We start from the raw sequence: 18,181 nt of genomic DNA, 5'->3' as shown, positions 1-18,181 counted from the left end.
CGTTCCCGCGGACGTATCAGAAGCCGGTGCCGTGCACCTCGTGGCCCGGCTTCTCGGCGATGAGCCCGCGATAGGCCTGTTCTACCGAGGAGCCGTGGTTGATCACGGCGTCGACCTCGCGGGCGATCGGCATGGCGATGCCGTGCTTGTCGGCGAATTCCATGACGACGCTGGAGGCTTTGACGCCCTCGGCCACCTGATTCATCGCGGCGATGATCTCGTCGATCGGCTTGCCCGAGCCCAGCTGTTCACCGACGTGCCGGTTGCGGCTGCGCTGCGAGGTGCAGGTGACGATCAGGTCGCCCATCCCGGCCAGGCCGGCGAACGTGTCGCGCTGCCCGCCCAATGCCACACCCAGTTTGGACATCTCGGCGACGGCCCGGGCCATCACCATGGCGCGGGTGTTCTCGCCGATGCCCAGTGAGTAGCCCATGCCGACGGCGATCGCGTAGACGTTCTTCAACGCACCCGCCATCTCGACACCGCAGACGTCATCGGTTGTGTAGGTACGAAAACGCTTGGTGCGGAACAGGTCTGCCAGGTTGGCGGCCAGATGCTGGTCGGGCATGGCCAGCACAGCCGCGGCGGCATAACCGTCGGCGACCTCACGGGCGATGTTTGGTCCGGCCAGGATGCCGGCGGGATGTCCGGGCAGCACCTCGTCGACGATCTGGCTCATCCGCAGATTGGTGCCCTGCTCCAGGCCTTTCACCAGCGACACCACCGGCACCCACGGCCGTAGCTCCCGCGCGAGTTCGGTGAGCACCCCGCGGAATCCGTGCGAGGGCACGCCCATGACGATGACGTCGGCGCAGTTGGCGGCTTCGGAGAAATCGGTGGTGGCGCGCAGCGACTCCGGCAGGAGGACGTCGTTGCCGAGGTAACGCGAGTTGCGGTGGTTGTCGTTGATGTCGGCGGCGGTCTCCTCGGCGCGCACCCATTGCAAGGTCGGTCCGCGCCGCGCGCAGATGGATGCGACGGTGGTTCCCCAGGAACCACCACCGAGCACGACGACCTTGGGTTCACGTTGCGCTGGAGCCATGGCGATCAGGGTATTGGGCAGCGCAGGAGTTCACGGGCGGTTCGGGAAGGTGCGTGCTGATCGGTGTTCATCCCGCAGCGCGCTCAGAGTTTTCCTGTGGTTTGTACCGGCGGTGCAGCTGTTGTCTGGACACGCCCAGGACGTGACCGATCTCGCCCCACGAAAGACCCGCCGCGCGGGCGTTGAGTACTGCGGCGTGGTACCGCTCTTTCGCGCGGGCGAGATCGTCGCGTGCGGCGCCGAGTTCACGCCAGCATGCGCCGGTGCTCAATTCGGCGACCACCGGGTCGGGGACCACCGGTGCAGGCGGGCCGGCGCGTTCTATCTCCAGTTCGAGCTCGGCCAAGGCCCGCCGAGCTATCTCGGACATGTCCGTCATGCAGCCAACTTCTTTCCCGTGGTCGTCATCAAATGTTGACGTTTCCGGGAAGTGTGCCGTCCACCTCTGACACGCGGTTCCACGAAGTCCGCTGAACGTTCCCCTTACGGGCGTCATCGAGTGTTGACGGCCGCCAGAAGCGGGCCGCACGCAGGGTTTCGGTGAACAGCTGTCCCTGAGTCAATATCCTTCCCGCGGTCGTCATCAATTGGTGACGACCGCGGGAACTGGGCGCCCGGGTCCAGGCTGGTCCTGATCAGTCAGGCAGAACGCATGGTCTTGGCCCCGATACCGGCCGCGGCCACGCAGGCCAGCGCCACCAGGGCGGCGAACCACGGGAACACCGCGGCCAGGCTCCAGTGGGTGGCGGCCCAACCGGCCAGAATGGTCGGAATGGCCATGGCGGCGTAGGCGCACAGGTAGAACGCCGACATGGTTTCGCCGCGTTGATCGGCCGGCACCACTTTGGACAGGTGCCGCAGCGATCCACCGAAGCCGAGGCCGAAGGTGGCGCCCAGCAGCGCGGCCGCGACGAACACCAGCGGCCAGGAGTGCAGGCTCAGAACCGGGATCGTCACCACCAAGGAGACGGCCATGCCGACGTCGCCGATGATCGCGGCGCGGTGTGCCGGCACCTTGGTGGCCGCCATCTGGGCCAGCGCCGCGGAAAACGCGGTGACTCCGACGACGCCGCCGGCGAACAGCAGGTTGTCGATGTGCGTCTGGTGCGCAGCCAGCGACGGGTACAGCGATAACAGCACGCCCAGCACCGACCACGAGGCCATGGCCCCCAGCGCGGCGAACCAGAAGTCCGGCTTGATCTCCTGCGGCACAGCGGGTTTGGAGAACCGGATGGGTCCGGAGGAGCGGCTGGTGTGGGTTTCCCGCAGTGCCAGCACGCCGACGCCGACGATGGCGCACACCACCGCGATCACCGCGTACGGGGTGCGCAGCGGATGCGGGGCGTACTGCGCGAGCACCGAGGAGGCGACGATGGCCACCGCGATGCCGATGTTGAAGCTGACGCCGCTGAGTTGGCCCGACCGCAGCCCATGGTGGGGACGCAGGTCCAGCAGGGCAGCGGCCGCGGCCACCACGATGGACCCGACGGCGGCACCGTGCACGGCGCGGGCGATCAGCAGCAAGACGATGTCCTCGGCCATGAGGAACAGCACCAGGCCGACGATCAGTGCGACGAGCGCACCGAGCAGCACCGGTTTGCGGCCCACCACGTCGGAGATCCGACCGGACACCAGCACGGCCGCCAGGGCGGCGAACGCGTAGACCGCGAACACGATGGTGGTGGCCAACGGGGTGAGGTGCCAGGTCGACTCGTAGATCCCGTACAGCGGCGCGGGCAGTCCCGAGACGCCCAGCGCCACACCGCAGAGTACGAGCAGCAGGGGGTAGGCCCATCGCTGAGTTCCGGTCCCGGGCATCGGGTCGGTCGAAGCGAGCGCCATCGTCCCTCCTGGGGTAAGTTTGATGATTGTCGAACCCGGCTGAGCTTACGCCTGGTTTGATGATCATCAAACCTATTTTCTCGTGACGAGGGGCACAGCCATGGCGGAGACGGTGGTGCGTTGTCCCGTGGCGCCGGTCCACCAGGTGTTGGCGGCGCTGCAGGATCCCGTGCGGCTGGAGATGGTGCGGCGGCTGCGCAACGCCGGTGAGCCGTTGCGGTGCCAGACGCTCTATGACGGCATCAACAAGTCGACGGCCACCCATCACTTCAAGATCCTGCGCGAAGCGGGCCTGACCGAGCGGGTGGTCGCCGACGGGCAGACCTACCAGCTGTTGCGTTCCGAGGACGTGGACGCCGCGGTGCCCGGCTTGTTGGAAGCCGTTGTGGGCAGCGCTAATCGGGCCGTGTCGGCTTCGTAGCCGCATTCTTGACGATCTGATCGACCACGGCCAGTAGTCCGTCATCGGCAGCGGTCGTCTGCGGCTGGCCGCCGAGCGCGCTGTGTAATGCGTTGAAGTAGAGGCCGTCGCCCATCAGCTTGATGGCCCGGGCCGTGTCGAGGTCACCGAGCGCCTGGTGCAGGATCTGCAGCCACTCGCGTGAGGCGGCGTCCAGAACCGAACGAGCCTGGGCGTCGCCGGCTTGCCGCAGCCGCGAGACCGCCACGATGGTGCGGTCCAGCGGCGTGCCGACATAGTGCGACGAGCGGACGTAGTAGCGCGCCGGCCCCTCCGATGCGCTGCGCATCTCGGTGGCGTCCTCGGCGGCCAAGATGGTCAACCGCTCGCACAGTGCGCCGGCGAGCCGGTCCTTGGACGGAAAGTGGTAGAGCAGGCCGCCCTTGGACACCCCCGCCTTCGCGGCCACCGCTTCAAGGGTGGCGTAGCGCTCGCCCTCGGCGGCCAACAGGTCCGCGTAGGCATCGAGGATGCGGTCGCGTGCCGAGGTCATGACCTTGAGCTTAAGCGAGCCGACCGGCTACTGTACCGTCTGGACGGTATAGTCGTGCGAAGGGCTGGAGGAGCGGTGCGCACCTACGTCGAGTTGGTCAAAGTGCCCGGCGTGCTGAATGTCACTGCGTCGCAATTGTTTGCGCGGCTGCCCCTCGGAATGCTCTCGCTGGCGATCCTGCTGCACGTCCAGGAGCGCACGGGGTCTTATGCCACGGCGGGCGTGGTAGTGGCCTGCATGAGTGCCGGAGAGGCGCTCGCCATGCCGGTGACGGCCCGGCTCACCGGGCGGCTGGGGATGGTGCCGACGTTGTCGGCGGCCGCGCTGCTCAACGGTGCCGCCATGTTGGCGCTGGCGTTCGCCGGTTCCGCCCCGGCGGTGCTGATGGTCCTCGGCTTGCTCATCGGCGCCTCGGTGCCCCCGCTGATGCCGGTGGTGCGCGCGCTGTATCCGCAGCTGGTGCCGCGCGACGGGGTGCGGGCGCTGTTCGCCCTCGACACGACGGCCCAGGAACTCATCTGGGTCATCGGCCCGGTTGCGGCGACGTTCCTGGCCTCGGCGGTGTCGACGGCGTTGCCGCTGGTGGTGTCCGCCGGCATCACGGTGGGCGGAACCGGCTGGTTCCTGTTGAGCGCCAGGCGTCTTCGGCCCGAGATCCCGCGCAACACCTCGTCGTTCGGCCGCGTGCTCAAGAACCGCGCCGTCATCCTCGCTATGGTGGCCAGCCTCGCGCTGGTGGCGTCGTTCATGGCGCTGGAGGTCGGCATCGTGGCGGCGCTGGGCCGCACCGGCGTGATGGCCGGCGTGGCCATCGCGGTGGCCAGCGTCGGATCCCTGATCGGTGGGCTGGTTTTCGGGCACCGGCGCTTCGGCCTGGCCGGTCTCGTCTTCGCGCTGCTGATCGTCGCCATCGGGACGGCGCTGTTCGGGCTCACCGAGGTGCTGGCGTGGCAGTTGGCGGCGCTGTTCTTCTCGGGGCTCGGCTTCGCCCCGGCGTTGTCGGCGCTGTATTTCATGGTGTCGCGGGAGATCGAGGAACAGTCGGCCACCGAGGCGTTCGGCTGGCTCAACAGTGGCGCGCTGGTCGGCGGGGCACTCGGTACCGCGATCGCGGGTGTCGCGACCGACGCCTTCGGGCTGGCCGGCGCCGTGGTGGTATCGGTGAGCCTGGCCGCGGTCGCCGTCGTCAGCCCGCTCGTCGCGCGGGCAGCGGGACCGCTGCACGGTCTGGTCGACGCGCCACCGGAACTCGCGTCGGCAAAGGCGTGAGGGGCCTCAGCTGATCAGCGGCTTACCGCGCTCGGCGACAAGCGCACACATCGATACCTTCGAGGAAAACTCAAGCAGTGTCGGCCCGGGGGTGATGGTCGATCGGGTGCGAAGGGCTCGTTGCGCCATGACGAATTCATCCTGAGCCCAGTCTTTTTCAGAGTTTTCGCTCTGAAGACTCTGTCTTCACGGGATCGCTCGCGGCTGCGGCCCCTTCGTGTCGGGGGGCGAGTGTCTAGGGCCCCAGGGTGAGTACCAAGCCGGCATCACGACGTCGTCCGTATGACGAATCTCCCTGACCGACCATGATGGCGAACTTCGCGCAGGAGAAGCCCGTACGCCGTGCCCGGTTCGCTGTCGGCGCACACCAGTGCTGAGCGTGATGGCGGCCGCGAAGCCGGTTGGTGACGTATGAACGGTGACGCACCAGTAGCTCGGTCCTCGCCCGGGGATACGTGCTCTCGAGGAGCCTGGTGGCGGATTGGCGCCACCCGAGACGGAACGTCTAACCATCCGGCCGGGAGGTGAGGTCCTGAGCGCGTATACGAACCTCCAGCCCAGCTGGATCTGGTGCCGAGGTGATCTACAGCGACGTGCACGCGCATCTTCTGTTCGCTGACTTGGGCGCCTGCGGTTCCGTAACGGCCTGTATTTGCCCCGGCAAAGCGCGTTTGTAGTGCTGGCCAGTAGCTGGTGAGTCGCAAAGGGCCGGTATTAAGCAAATCACGGAGCCGGTGCTCGGCATATGTTCACAATCGAACGATTTATAGCTGGCCGAGTAAATCGTGAACAGTCTTTTTTGGCGAATTCCGCATTTCGTACGAATGAATCTGTTTTCGTTGATGGAAATCAGGTGAAACTGCAAGTGTTGGAGCCGCGTTTCGACGGAGCGTTTTACTGTCCTCGTGCACACAGGGCGGCCACGGGGCTAGCGTATTGAGCTAAGCCTAAAATTCCCCTGATCTCAACGTATAGCGAGTATTGCAAAGTATTTTCCTCGGCGCGCGGGCGCTGACTCACGCCTTTAGGGCGTTGCTGGTGCAGGAAAAGATGGTCCTTTTGCCACGCTTGTGAAGTTCGCAAGCTGGTGATAGCTTTTGCGCCACGGAGATGGGAATTCGCATTGTTGTCGATCTAGCGAATTCTTCGGGTTTGGATTTCCGCGCGGTATGGGGGCCTTTATGGATTCATCGCAGCTGACGCCCTGCGTAAGCGCCCGGCGCGCCGGAAACATACGGAACCATGACGCTGACGAGGTGGGCTCCACACCTGATACGGCATCGCCGTGGCGGGCCGTCCGTCGGCCCATCGAATCGGCCGGTGGGCGCCCCTTCGGAATCGCGAGCGGCGACGGTCTACCGGCCGAAGTCGTCAACAGAACGAGATGGCAACGGCGCTATGCCACGAATCTCGTCGTCAGCGACGTCGTTGCGGTGTCCGTAGCAATAGTGGCCGCTCAATACATGCGCTTCGGCTGGACACTCTCGCCCCCCGGTTACTCGCCGTTCTATGTGCCCGCTTTTTCGGCGGCCTTCGCACTCGGGTGGCTGGTCGCCCTCTCGGCCTTTCGGACACGTTCGTCGAGGATCATCGGTACCGGTATCGAAGAGTATCGGCGGGTGGTTGCCGCGTCGTTGTGGACCTTCGGAGCGATCGCCATCATCACGCTCTTGCTGAAGCTCGACATTGCCCGCGGTTACCTTGCAGTGGCGCTGCCGTCCGGCATGGCGCTGCTCTTGACCGGCCGTGTGGCATGGCGGCACCACGTAGGCCGGACGCGCAGACGCGGCAAATCTCAAACCTCGGTTCTGGTGGTAGGTGACCGGAGGGCGGCAGCTGCTCTGGCCGCCGAACTCTCCCGCAGCCCGGTCGATGGATATCGTGTTGTCGGAGCGAGCATTCCGGGATACGGCCCGCCGCGCGGGGAAAAACTCGATTTCGACGGCAGGTCAGTGCCGATCGTCGGCGGGGAGTTGCACGCCTTGGCGGCAATCAACTCCTGTGGCGCCGACACGGTGGCAATCGCCGGCACGGAACACTTTGGAGCCCGGGGTATCCGGCAATTGATCTGGGAACTCGAGCCGATGGGCGTAGACCTCGTGGTCTCGACCGGGGTGATGGACTGCGCGTTGTCCCGCCTGGTCATGCGACCCTCATCGGCGCTGCCTTTGCTGTACATCGAGAAGCCGCAGTACCGGGGTGCGAAGCGCTTCTCCAAGCGAGCCTTCGACTTCTGCTTCGCTTTGACGGCTCTCATCGCCGTCTCACCTGTTCTGTTGGTCGCCGCGATCGCGATCAAGCTGACCAGCAAGGGGCCGGTGTTCTACTCCTCGGAGCGGATCGGGATACACGGTGAACCGTTCGCGATGCTCAAGCTCCGCACCATGGTCGTCGATGCGGACGCCCACCTGCCGAACTTGATGATGGCCAACGAATCTGACGGCGTGTTGTTCAAGATTCGAAACGATCCCCGGGTGACGTCAGTGGGTCGGGTGCTGCGGCGGCTCAGCATCGACGAGTTACCGCAGTTCGTCAACGTGCTGCGAAACGAGATGAGCGTTGTGGGTCCGCGTCCTCCGCTACGGCGCGAGGTCGAGGCCTACGACTACGACGTGCTGCGCAGGCTCTTGGTGAAGCCCGGCGTCAGTGGCTTGTGGCAAGTCAGCGGTCGGTCTGATCTGTCCTGGAACGACGCCGTTCGCCTTGATCTCTCTTATGTGGACAACTGGTCGATGGTGGGAGACCTCGTGATCATCGGCAAGACCTTGCGTGCAGTCCTGCTGAGCAAAGGGGCGTACTGATTGTGACTACCTGCATCCCAGAAAAGCCGAGAGGCATCATCCTTGCCGGAGGGGCCGGAACGCGCCTTCATCCGATCACGACGGGCACAAGTAAACAGCTGCTTCCCGTCTACGACAAACCGATGATCTACTATCCGCTGTCGACTCTGATGCTTGCCGGAATCCGCGACATCCTGGTCATCAGCACTCCGGAGGATTGCCCGTCATTTGCCCGTCTGCTGGGCGACGGATCGCAGTTCGGCATCTCTATCACCTATGCGGTGCAGCCCTCGCCCAAAGGCCTGGCCCAGGCTTTTGTAATAGGCAAGGAGCACATCGGGGACGGCTCGGTCGCACTGGTGCTGGGGGACAACCTATTCCACGGACCCATGCTCGGGTCGCAGCTGAATCGCTTCAATTACAGCCAAGGTGGCACCATCTTCGCCTACTGGGTCGCGGACCCACGGGCATACGGTGTGGTCGAATTCGACAGCAACCACGCGGCGGTCTCCATCGAAGAGAAGCCCAAGTCGCCTAAGTCCAACTACGCGGTGCCGGGCTTGTACTTCTACGACAACGAAGTCGTCGGTCTTGCGGCGTCCCTGCCGCTCTCAGAACGTGGCGAGTACGAGATCACCGATATCAACCGTCTCTACCTGGAGCAAGGCAAACTCTCAGTCGAGGTGCTTCCCCGCGGCACCGCGTGGCTGGACACCGGCACCTTCGACTCGTTGATCGACGCCGGCAACTATGTCCGCACCATCGAGCAGCGGCAAGGCCTCAAGATCGGCGTTCCGGAAGAAGCCGCGTGGCGGCGGGGCTTCATCACCGATGACGAATTGCGTTGCCGGGCAGAAACTTTACATAAGTCCGGATACGGCGACTATTTGCTCGGCCTTCTCGATGAGACGGAGGTGCCGTTGTAGAGAACATCGAATCTCCATCCCTCCGTCAACCAATCAAGGACCAAGCATGAAGGCTGTGATTCTGGCAGGTGGACGCGGCACCCGGATCAGTGAAGAGTCCGAGACGCGGCCGAAGCCGATGGTCGAGATCGGCGGCCAACCGATCCTCTGGCACATCATGAAGATCTACGAGCGTGCCGGCATCACGGACTTCATCGTCCTACTTGGCTACAAGGGCTACTCCATCAAAGAGTACTTCGCGAATTACCTCCTGCATTCCTCCAGCGTGAAGATCGATTTGGCCACCAACACGGTCGAGGTACTGCGCTCGACGTCGGAACGGTGGTCGATCACGTTGCTGGACACCGGTATCCACACCATGACGGGGGGACGCCTACAGCAGGCGGCTCCCTACATAGGTGACGAGACGTTCTGCTTCACCTACGGCGACGGCGTGACGGACCTCGACGTCCGGGAGGTCATCAAGTTCCATCAGATGCGGCCTTCGCTCCTGACTGTCACAGCTGTACAGCCGCCGTCCCGATACGGACGTCTGGCCATTGACGGCGATCTGGCGACCTTCAAGGAAAAGCCGGTAGACGACGGTGGCTGGATCAACGGCGGCTTCTTTGTGGCTGAGCCGTCAGTTCTGGACTACATCGATGATTACCTCACGGTGTTCGAGCAGGCTCCACTGGAAAGACTCTCGTTAGAGAACCAACTCGCTGCGTACCGGCACCACGGTTACTGGTACGGCATGGACACGATGTGGGACAAGATCGTCCTCAACGGTCTCTGGGATGACGGCAAGGCGCCGTGGAAGGTCTGGAGTTGACCATGGCGCAATGCAGGTTGTGTGATCAGGAGCTCAAGCAGTCATTCTGCGATCTCGGTATGTCGCCGATGGCGAACTCCTACTTGGCCTCCGCGCAGCTTGGCCCGGAGATGTTCTACCCCTTGCATGCCTATGTGTGCTCGAACTGCCTCCTCGTCCAGCTGGTCGTGTACCAGTCGCCCGAGGAGATCTTCAGTGACTATCTGTACTTCTCATCCTATTCGGCAGTGTGGCTCGAGCACGCTCGCCAGTACGTGGAGAACGCGATCGAGCGCTTCGACATGACTGGGACGGATCAGGTGATCGAGATCGCCAGCAATGACGGCTATCTGCTGAAGAACTTCATTGCTGCAGGTATTCCGGCCCTGGGCGTCGAGCCGGCCGCCAACGTCGCGGCCGTGGCGTTGGAGGACGGTGTACCTACCGAAATCGGTTTCTTCGGAACTGATCTGGCCGCCGGTTTCTTGGCTCGAGGAATCCGCGCTGACCTACTCATCGGCAACAACGTCCTCGCTCACGTTCCGGACCTCAACGATTTCGTGGCGGGGATGGCGATGGTGTTGGCGCCGGACGGCCGGATAACGCTGGAATTTCCGCATCTGCTCCAGCTGATCGAGAACAACCAGTTCGACACGATCTATCACGAACACTTCTCCTACTTCTCCTTGCTGACCGCCACGTCGGCGTTGGAGAAGCACGGCTTGCGAGTGTTTGACGTCGAAGAGCTGTCCACACACGGGGGTTCCCTACGGGTGTATGCATGCCGAACCGAGTCGAGCCACTACTCGACGTCAGAGCGCGTGGCTGACGTGCAGCGCAAAGAGGCAACCGCACAGCTGAACTCGCTTGGGGGTCACCTGGCCTACTCGCAGCAGGTTGAGCAGGTCAAGCACGATCTGCTGGAATTCCTGATCAACGCCAAGCGGCGGGGAGCCAGGGTGGCGGCCTACGGCGCACCGGCCAAAGGGAACACGCTGCTGAACTACTGCGGTATCCGGTCGGATCTGGTTTCCTACACCGTCGACCGTAACCCCTATAAGCAGGGTCGATTCCTTCCGGGAACCCATCTACCGATCTACGACCCGGACTACCTACGGGAAGCGCGACCGGACTACGTCGTCATCCTGCCGTGGAACCTTCGTGACGAGATCATGGCCGACATGTCGTTCATCAAAGACTGGGGCGGCAGCTTCGTCGTTCCGATCCCCACCTTGGCGGTGCACGGTGCCTGACTCCAAGCGGCCCTCGGTCGCCATCATCGGAACCCGCGGCTACCCGAGTTTTTACGGCGGATTCGAGACGCTGGTCAGGCGTCTCGCACCATATTTGGCGGACCAGGGTTGGGGTGTCACGGTGTACGGCCGGGCGGGCAGCGCCGATGACCGGAACGCGGCCTGCGATCCCCGAGTCCGTCGAGTCCAGACTCCCGGTATCGAATCGAAATCGTTGAGCACGCTGTCCTATGGGCTCACGTCATCAATGCACGCGTCCAAGACCCGCCCCGACGTCGCACTGGTGATGAACGTCGCCAATGGATTCTGGTTGCCGCTGCTCAAGCAGTGTGGGATCCCGACGCTGATCAACGTGGACGGAATCGAGTGGGAACGGGCCAAGTGGGGTCGTGCGGCCAAGAGTGCCTTCATGGCCGGGGCGGCGTTGACCGCGAAATACGCTGACAGACTGGTATACGACTCCGCGGAGATAGGTCGAAGGTGGCAGGAGCGGTACGGCCGTGAGGGCGTTTACATTCCCTACGGCGCATCGGAACCCCTGATGACGACGTTCGACGATGAACTGGTTCGCCGACAATATGCGCTCATGGTCGCCCGCTTCGTTCCCGAGAATACTGTCACCGAATTCTTCAATGCAGCAACACGACTCAGCCTGCGTTGGGATGTAGCGATTGTCGGGTCCAGCGGATACGGCGGTCCCATCGATGCTCAGGCGAAGGAGCTGGCCGACTCCAATGACCGGATAAAGTGGTTCGGTCACCTCAACGACGACGCGAAGTTGTTCGGGTTGTGGCAGAACGCAGGGGCTTATTTCCACGGTCACAGCGTGGGCGGCACCAATCCAGCACTCGTCCAAGCCATGGCCTGCGGAGCTCCCACCGTGGCTCGCGACACGGTGTACAACCGCGAGGTTCTCGGTGATGCGGGGCTTTTCGTCGAACCTCGCGGCGGCGCTATCGCCACCGCCATGGACCAAGTGCTCTGCGATACGACTCTGCAGAGCCGGCTCAGCGCCGCGGTGCGTGTTCGACAGCAGCATGCCTATACCTGGGACCTGGTGTGTGAAAGGTATTCCTCAACACTTGAATCGATGTCCAGTCGCAAGCTGACGCGGACAGAGCAACCGATATGAGGATTCTCGTCACTCATCCCTCGGCCGAGCTCTACGGTGCCGACCGTATGGCGTTGCTGACCGTGCAGGCGCTGGTGAGAAAAGGACACACGGTGACGACCGTGGTGCCCACGGACGGCCCACTCGTAGCGAAGATCTCCGGTACCGGCGTGGACATCGTGGTCGCCGATGTACCCGTGCTGAGAAAGTCGGCGCTCAGTCCGCTACAGGCCTTGAAGCTGATCTGGAACGTACTGGAAACTTCAAGCCACCGTGCTCGATTCCTTCGTTCCGCAGACCCGGACGTGGTATATGCGAACACCATCGTCCAGCCCTGGTGGATCGTCACAGCCAAGCTGCAGCGCCGTCGGGTGGTCGTGCATGTGCGCGAGGCTGAAGCACAGTTGCCTCGGCTTGTTCGCAGACTCCTCTATGCCCCGCTTCTGTGGGCAGATCTCATTGTGTGCAACAGCGAATCGACGAAGCGAGAGATCGTCTCGGTTTTTCCGCGGTTGCAGCGAAGGGCGACGGTGATCTACAACGGTAAAGACTGGTCGGAGTATCGGGTGGATCGGCCTGAGCGTGATGCGGCCCCATGGGGCCCGACGCGGTTGACCGTGGTGGGGCGCCTGAGTGAGCGTAAGGGTCAGGATCTGGCCGTCATCGCACTAGCCGACATCGTGTCCGCTGGGTACAACGCAAACCTCACTCTTGCGGGCAATGTCTTCCCCGGGAACGAGTGGTTCGAGACCGAATTACGGAAAACTGCATATGACCTCGGCATCGACGACCGCGTCGTCTTCCTGGGGTTCCAGGAAGACATCCGGCCCGTGCTGCGGGAAACCGACATCGCCATCGTGCCGTCCCGTACCGAACCCTTCGGTACCGTCGCCGCCGAGTGCATGGCGGCCGGCCTGTTGACGATCGTTGCCGATGTGGACGGTCTCACAGAGATCGTGGATGACGAGAAGAACGGCCTCACCTTCCGTGCCGGAAGCCGGGAATCGCTCACGCAGCGCTGCCTGTGGGCAATATCGAATCCCGATCGATCGGCGGCGCTCGCATCGATCGGCCAGCGTGATGTCAACGAGAAGTTCGGATTGGATCGTTATGAGCGCGAGATCGTGAAAGCCGTGGAATCCGTTGAGGTCAGCAAGATATGACCCAGACGCCGAACCCGCTCACCATCGCCATGGTGACCTTCAACTCACGTAACCACATCGCTGACTGTGTGAAGTGGTTCGTCGACCGGCCAGCCGATATCACCATCAGGATCAGGGACAACGGCTCACGTGACGACACTCCCCAGATCCTCAGAAAGTTGGCTGCTGACGGTTATGTCGACGATGTCATCATGTCCGACAACGACGCCGGCTTCGCGGTCGCGGCCAACGATGTCATCGCGCGTTCCGGGAACGACGACATCCTGCTTCTGAACCCCGATGCCAGAGTTGATCTGGACACCATCGACATGATGCGGCAGGCCATCAGCGAAGATCCAACGCTGGGTATGGTCTCGCCGCTGGTGACCGGTGGCGAGGAAATCAGTGTGATGTCGGCCGGACGTCAACCTCGGCTGTGGCCCATGTTCACTCATTATTCCGGTTTGAGTAGGGCGTTTCCGCAGGTTCGCCGGCTACGAGGCCGACACCTTTTCCTCAGCCACCACTCGCACGAGGATCAATACGTCGAGTGGACTTCGGGATGCTGCTTGTACATTCCCCGGTCGACGATTGATCGAGTCGGCGCTTTGAGCGAGCGTTGGTTCCTCTATGCCGAGGACACCGAATACTGCCAACGCGTGCTCGACGCGGGCCTCAGCATCAAGGTGTTGGCGGGGGCCCACGCATACCACGAGGTGGGCGCGTCCTCGGCGCCGCCGGTTGATGAGTCGCCCGGCACCCCCGAAGAGACCATGGCAGCCGAGTTGGTCACAGCGCCGGTGAGTTCCGGTGACGATCCGTCGATCGATGTCAGCACGATGTGGGGTAAGAACCTTTACGACTACTACACAAGACAGTTCCATCCGTCGGCGGCAGGGCGATTGGCGTGGCGGATGACGTTCACCTCGGGCAACGCAGTACGGGCTTCGGTTCGTTTGGCCCGAGATCGTCAGGACCGCAGGGCGAGACATCTGATGAAAAATGCGCTTGCAGTCTGGCGCTGACGAGTCCGCGGTCACCTCGCACAGTGGCCGGCCGGGGAGTCGGAACGGGGGACGGCAGGGCGGGCCGCCGACGGCGGGTGGCCGGGACCGCAGGTTGTCGCCATCGGCGTATGTGGGTGTCGTTCTGCTCACCGGAGCCCTTGCCGTGGCTCAGTTCTACTTCCTGCCGAACAACCTCGGGGTCGGGCAATTCGGCATTCTGATTCTGGGTCTGTCGGTTCTGCAAGCGGCGCTCCAATTCTCAGACCTCGGGTCCTTGAATGCATCGCTTCGTTCAGACCTACCGGGTGATCTGCGGGAGTTGTTGCGAGAGAACGCGGTAACAATCGCATCGATTGTCTGCCTTGTCGGTATCGTTGTCTCGGTAGTCATCGGGCTCAGTGGTTTTTCCTTCGGGTACATTGCGGCTGCGGCCTTCCTGTGCGCTGTGTTGCTCATCGGTGACAGGGCGAACGCGTCGGCGGCGGTACAGAACGGCGATGAGAAGGCGGCCACCCGATACAACGTCAGTTGGCAGAATGCTCCCAAGCTGGGATCTATCGTCGGCAGTCTTGCGCACACAGCTGTAGCGGCAATGCTCGGCGCGATCTTGACGTCGCTGTTGTGCAGCAGGCCGCGGCTCCCCAGGAGGTTCAGCTGGAGGTTCTTGCGCAGCAACTCTGCGTTCTGGCTGCCCGGGCTCACGGTGGCCTTGAGTGGATTCCTTCTGACGTGGACCGACACCTACATTCTCTCGTTCGTGGCGGGAGTCGACGAGGCCGGCCAGTACCAGGCGGTGGTGCGTCCGCTCACCGGGATCACCTACCTTTATCTGCCGATCGTCGCCCTGATACAGGCCGCGCACAACGCGTTCGCCCAGCGCCGCGTCAGGCTTTTGACAGTCGGCAGCATCGGGATGGGTGTGGCGGGAAGCGTGATCATCTCGACACTGCTGATCGTGCTGGGCGGAAAGATATGGCCTGATTTCAGATTCGACCCGGGCGTGGTGGCGTTCGCGGCGCTGGCGAGTTCGGGGATGTGTGCAGCAGCTGTGGTTGGCACACAGCTGGTGCTGCGTGGGCACCATCTTGCGGCCACGGTCAATTCGACCCTCGGGGCGGTGGTCCTTGTCGTGGTGTCGATCCTCACCGTCGATGCGTTGGGAGCGCTCGGAGCTGCGCTCGCGTCGGCATCGGCATGGCTGTTGGTCGCAGTACTCCACGCTGGGTTTCTTGTCTGGTCGCGACGACGAAGCGTGAAGGAGCGGGTGGCTTGAGTTTGGTGGATCGTGTGATCAAGGATTCCGGCCGGAACTACACCGTCGACACCGGGATTCCCCGTAGTTTCCTCTACGTCCAGTATCTCACTCGAGCAGTGCACTTGCTGCGGGGGCTGATAACACTGCGGCACAAAGTATTTCGCGGACCAGATGTCCAGATCATGTGCAAGCGCAACCTCGTTGCCGGGCACTTCGCCACACTGGGTGCGGGGTCCATCATCGATGCCAGCGGTACCCGCGGCGTGAACCTGGGCCGCGGCGCCAAAGTTGGCAGAAGGTCGATTGTGACAACGACCAGCCAGCTCTCGAAACGAGGGGTCGGGCTGACAATCGGCGACTACAGCGGTATCGGCGATTACGCACACATCGGGTGCAGCGGCGGCGTCACCATCGGACGTGACGTCATCGCCGGCCCCTACGTCACCTTCCATTCGCAGGAACACATCACGGATTCGCTGGACCACACCATCCGGAGCCAAGGTACCCGCGAGCTCGAGGTGGTCGTCGAGAACGACGTATGGATCGGTGCCCGCGTGACTTTCTTGGCGGGGGCGCATGTCCGCAGTGGTTCGGTAGTTGCAGCGGGAAGTGTGGTGAGAGGGGATTTTCCGCCAAATTGCATCATCGGTGGAGTTCCGGCGAAGGTGCTCAGACATCGGGAGCGGCCATGAGATCGCCCGCTTCGAACCGCACCGCCACTCTGCTCGTCGTGGGGCTGGCGTTCCTTCTCGTCTGCACCGCCGTGATCGCCTACATATTCGGGTCCCCGGAGACCACGGCATCAAACCCTTTCAAAGCCGAGGTCACGGTGGCCGAGGGTGAGCCGATGCTGGTGACCTTCGTCGGTGACTCCCTCGACCACGGCCTCTACGCCACCACCCCGTCCGATGGATTCCACCAGTTGGTAGTGGAGAACTGGCGTAAAGGTGGGCCCGTGGCCGACAATCCGCTCAATTCGCTCGGCGGCACCGCACAACGCGCCCTGCAGAACCGCGACATCCCGCGAGACCAGAATCTGTATGTCGTCGAACTGGGTACCAATGACGCCACGGAGACGAGCCACCGCGCCTTCCGGCAGGACTACGGCGAATTGCTGAACCGGATCAAGGCCGCGTCACCAGACGCCGCGCTGCTGTGTATCGGCGCCTGGCGGCCCGAAGAAGTGGCCGTGCGGTTCGACACCATCATCAAGGATCTGTGCGAGGCCCGTGGCGGTGTGTTCCGCAGCATCAGTGACATCTCGGAGAACGCGGAAATGAAGGGCCCGGAAGGACTTCCCACCTTCAACGGACCGTCGGATGCGTTTCACGCGAATAACCGGGGGCACCTGGCCGTCGCCAACCGCGTGCTGGACGCCGTCGTCGTGAACAGGCAGGGCTGATGGCCTTTCACAGCGGCGGTGATGTGGCGGTGACCGAGCGGCTGTCGCTGGGCTGGACTCTGCTCGCGGTGGCGGTGTTCGTCTCGCTTGTGGTGGCCGAATATCTGGGGCCCATCATCGGCATCGCCGTTGCGGTGACGACTGTCGCCATTGCGGCCGTTCTCGGCACGAAACTTCCCAGACCCACGTTCCCTACCGCGGATCTGTGGTTGGTGGGGATCCTGGTTCTGGGTCTGCTTTCCGCCGTGGTGGCCAACGTCGGGGGCCGGACAGTTCTGGACATCGATCTCCAGCGAGACCTGGGTATCTCGCTGTCGTACCTGCTGTATTTCTCTGTGGGCTACTACTTCGCGTATAGCCGCAGCACGCTTCGGCTGCTCCTGATCGCGGTGGTGGCCGCCGGCGTGCTCATCTCCGTGGTGCACCTGGCGCGGCTCGGCGAGGTGTTGTCGAGTGGTGCGACGAATCTGTACCTGTTTCGCCTAGAAGCCGGCCGAGGTTCGGTGACGCAGTTTGCGGCGCTGTGCGCGACGCTGGTACTGCTTCGTGACATCGGGCAGCCGGCATACAGACGTCTGACAATCGGTTGTTCCGTGGTGCTGGTGGTCTCGATGTTGATGACCCTGTCGCGTGGGCTGATGTTCCTGTTGATCATTCTGGCCCTCGGAGCTGCCGGGTTGATCGCCAACCGGGCCAACCGGTTGGCCGCCAACCTGCCCAGATTGCTGATCAGCGCAGCCCTGGCCGCGGCGGCGGTGGTGGTTGTGTACGTTCTCATCCGGTTCTTTCTGCAGGCGGTCTATGTGTTCCTCGACGAGTTCTTCATCACGCGGGTGGTCAATTCGCTGACGGAGGTGTCCGGTGCCAGGCTGGAGACGCAGACCCAGATCGCCGACAACTACCGTGCTTTCGAGCTGAACCAAGCGATGCTGCAGTTCGACGCCCAGCCGGCCTTAGGGCAATGGGTCGGCCAGGGCTGGGGGAGCCGGGTGGTTTTTGGCCTCGAAACAGCGTCGACGACCTCAAATTTCAGTCGAACCGAAGCCTCCTTCCTGCACAACGGGTACGCCTATTACCTGATGAAGACGGGGATCGTGGGCGTAGTTCTGTACGCAGGCTTCATGTGTCATCTCCTGGTGCGTGCCGGCTCTCGGGACATTTGGCCGGCCACCGCGCTGGCTTTGACTCAGCGCAAGGTCCTGCTCGTCACAACAATCTGCCTCGCCGTCGGGACGGTGGCGACGGGCGGCCTGGGTTTCCCCGCGACCTATCTCGGGCTCGCAGTTCTCTTGGGGGCCTGCTATGGGCCGGCATGGAGTTCGGAGTTGCCGTCGCTGAAAACTGCACCCGTGCCGAAGACAGGGCTTTTCAAGCCCGGAGAGCGATTACGACGTGTCTGAGAGGTT

17 protein-coding genes are annotated in these 18,181 nt (G+C 63.1%); 13 read left to right on the top strand and 4 right to left on the bottom strand.

Annotated elements, in window-relative coordinates; translation table 11 throughout:
• Positions 1–16 precede the first annotated feature (16 nt).
• The 3 genes from AC3A6P_RS11125 to AC3A6P_RS11115 form a co-directional block, all read right to left on the bottom strand.
• Entirely contained in the window at positions 17–1,042 is a 1,026-nt protein-coding gene (locus tag AC3A6P_RS11125; RefSeq protein WP_487691537.1) for an NAD(P)H-dependent glycerol-3-phosphate dehydrogenase, read from the bottom strand.
• A gap of 67 nt (positions 1,043–1,109) precedes the next feature.
• Positions 1,110–1,421: a hypothetical protein gene (locus tag AC3A6P_RS11120; RefSeq protein WP_487691536.1), complete on the bottom strand. Its 312-nt coding sequence runs from the start codon at positions 1,419–1,421 to the stop codon at positions 1,110–1,112.
• A gap of 260 nt (positions 1,422–1,681) precedes the next feature.
• Positions 1,682–2,884 (bottom strand): MFS transporter, encoded by a 1,203-nt coding sequence (locus AC3A6P_RS11115; RefSeq protein WP_487691535.1) that lies wholly within the window; start codon positions 2,882–2,884, stop codon positions 1,682–1,684.
• A 100-nt stretch (positions 2,885–2,984) separates the two neighbouring features.
• On the opposite strand from AC3A6P_RS11115, the gene AC3A6P_RS11110 reads away from it, so the two are divergent.
• Positions 2,985–3,305, top strand: coding sequence for an ArsR/SmtB family transcription factor (locus tag AC3A6P_RS11110; protein ID WP_487691939.1), 321 nt, complete (start codon positions 2,985–2,987; stop codon positions 3,303–3,305).
• Here AC3A6P_RS11110 and AC3A6P_RS11105 read toward each other — a convergent pair.
• Positions 3,280–3,837, bottom strand: a complete 558-nt coding sequence (locus AC3A6P_RS11105) for a TetR/AcrR family transcriptional regulator (protein ID WP_487691534.1) — start codon at positions 3,835–3,837, stop codon at positions 3,280–3,282. The two genes, AC3A6P_RS11110 and AC3A6P_RS11105, sit on opposite strands and share 26 nt — an antisense overlap.
• 54 nt (positions 3,838–3,891) lie before the next feature.
• Between AC3A6P_RS11105 and AC3A6P_RS11100 the strand changes: the two genes are divergently transcribed.
• From AC3A6P_RS11100 to AC3A6P_RS11045, 12 genes are all read left to right on the top strand, one after another.
• Complete coding sequence (locus tag AC3A6P_RS11100) at positions 3,892–5,106, top strand: MFS transporter (protein WP_487691533.1); 1,215 nt, start codon at positions 3,892–3,894, stop codon at positions 5,104–5,106.
• 1,256 nt (positions 5,107–6,362) lie between these two features.
• Entirely contained in the window at positions 6,363–7,907 is a 1,545-nt protein-coding gene (locus AC3A6P_RS11095) for a sugar transferase (RefSeq protein ID WP_487691937.1), read from the top strand.
• 2 nt (positions 7,908–7,909) lie between these two features.
• Positions 7,910–8,812 carry a glucose-1-phosphate thymidylyltransferase RfbA gene (rfbA, locus tag AC3A6P_RS11090; protein WP_487691532.1) on the top strand — a complete coding sequence of 301 codons (903 nt, stop codon included), beginning with the start codon at positions 7,910–7,912 and terminating at the stop codon, positions 8,810–8,812.
• A gap of 46 nt (positions 8,813–8,858) precedes the next feature.
• A complete protein-coding gene (gene rfbF / locus AC3A6P_RS11085; protein ID WP_487691531.1) occupies positions 8,859–9,626 on the top strand; it encodes a glucose-1-phosphate cytidylyltransferase in 768 nt (255 codons plus the stop codon).
• A 2-nt stretch (positions 9,627–9,628) separates the two neighbouring features.
• Positions 9,629–10,858: a methyltransferase domain-containing protein gene (locus AC3A6P_RS11080; protein WP_487691530.1), complete on the top strand. Its 1,230-nt coding sequence runs from the start codon at positions 9,629–9,631 to the stop codon at positions 10,856–10,858.
• Entirely contained in the window at positions 10,851–11,990 is a 1,140-nt protein-coding gene (locus AC3A6P_RS11075; RefSeq protein ID WP_487691529.1) for a DUF1972 domain-containing protein, read from the top strand. Before AC3A6P_RS11080 ends, AC3A6P_RS11075 begins: the two co-directional genes overlap by 8 nt.
• The gene (locus AC3A6P_RS11070; RefSeq protein WP_487691528.1) at positions 11,987–13,132 is read left to right on the top strand and encodes a glycosyltransferase family 4 protein; all 1,146 of its coding nucleotides are present in this window, start codon (positions 11,987–11,989) and stop codon (positions 13,130–13,132) included. Before AC3A6P_RS11075 ends, AC3A6P_RS11070 begins: the two co-directional genes overlap by 4 nt.
• A complete protein-coding gene (locus AC3A6P_RS11065) occupies positions 13,129–14,136 on the top strand; it encodes a glycosyltransferase (RefSeq protein WP_487691527.1) in 1,008 nt (335 codons plus the stop codon). The genes AC3A6P_RS11070 and AC3A6P_RS11065 overlap by 4 nt, the downstream gene beginning before the upstream one ends.
• A gap of 145 nt (positions 14,137–14,281) precedes the next feature.
• Positions 14,282–15,391, top strand: coding sequence for an MATE family efflux transporter (locus AC3A6P_RS11060; protein WP_487691526.1), 1,110 nt, complete (start codon positions 14,282–14,284; stop codon positions 15,389–15,391).
• A 5-nt stretch (positions 15,392–15,396) separates the two neighbouring features.
• Complete coding sequence (locus AC3A6P_RS11055; RefSeq protein ID WP_487691935.1) at positions 15,397–16,065, top strand: acyltransferase; 669 nt, start codon at positions 15,397–15,399, stop codon at positions 16,063–16,065.
• Positions 16,062–16,775, top strand: a complete 714-nt coding sequence (locus AC3A6P_RS11050; protein WP_487691525.1) for an SGNH/GDSL hydrolase family protein — start codon at positions 16,062–16,064, stop codon at positions 16,773–16,775. The genes AC3A6P_RS11055 and AC3A6P_RS11050 overlap by 4 nt, the downstream gene beginning before the upstream one ends.
• Positions 16,776–16,804: 29 nt before the next feature.
• On the top strand, positions 16,805–18,175 hold the full coding sequence (locus AC3A6P_RS11045) for an O-antigen ligase family protein (RefSeq protein ID WP_487691524.1): 1,371 nt from the start codon (positions 16,805–16,807) through the stop codon (positions 18,173–18,175).
• Positions 18,176–18,181: the final 6 nt, after the last annotated feature.

The sequence above is a fragment of the Mycobacterium sp. Soil_C_30 genome, from assembly GCF_057656995.1.
The sequence above is the reverse complement of the archived record's forward strand: the minus strand, read 5'-3'. Positions and strand labels throughout refer to the sequence as shown.

Coding starts and splice junctions, on each gene's coding strand:
- AC3A6P_RS11125 (WP_487691537.1), bottom strand. CDS start 1,042: ATGGCTCCAGCGCAACGTGAACCCAAGGTCGTCGTGCTCGGTGGTGGT.
- AC3A6P_RS11120 (WP_487691536.1), bottom strand. CDS start 1,421: ATGACGGACATGTCCGAGATAGCTCGGCGGGCCTTGGCCGAGCTCGAA.
- AC3A6P_RS11115 (WP_487691535.1), bottom strand. CDS start 2,884: ATGGCGCTCGCTTCGACCGACCCGATGCCCGGGACCGGAACTCAGCGA.
- AC3A6P_RS11110 (WP_487691939.1), top strand. CDS start 2,985: ATGGCGGAGACGGTGGTGCGTTGTCCCGTGGCGCCGGTCCACCAGGTG.
- AC3A6P_RS11105 (WP_487691534.1), bottom strand. CDS start 3,837: ATGACCTCGGCACGCGACCGCATCCTCGATGCCTACGCGGACCTGTTG.
- rfbF (WP_487691531.1), top strand. CDS start 8,859: ATGAAGGCTGTGATTCTGGCAGGTGGACGCGGCACCCGGATCAGTGAA.
- AC3A6P_RS11080 (WP_487691530.1), top strand. CDS start 9,629: ATGGCGCAATGCAGGTTGTGTGATCAGGAGCTCAAGCAGTCATTCTGC.
- AC3A6P_RS11070 (WP_487691528.1), top strand. CDS start 11,987: ATGAGGATTCTCGTCACTCATCCCTCGGCCGAGCTCTACGGTGCCGAC.
- AC3A6P_RS11065 (WP_487691527.1), top strand. CDS start 13,129: ATGACCCAGACGCCGAACCCGCTCACCATCGCCATGGTGACCTTCAAC.
- AC3A6P_RS11050 (WP_487691525.1), top strand. CDS start 16,062: ATGAGATCGCCCGCTTCGAACCGCACCGCCACTCTGCTCGTCGTGGGG.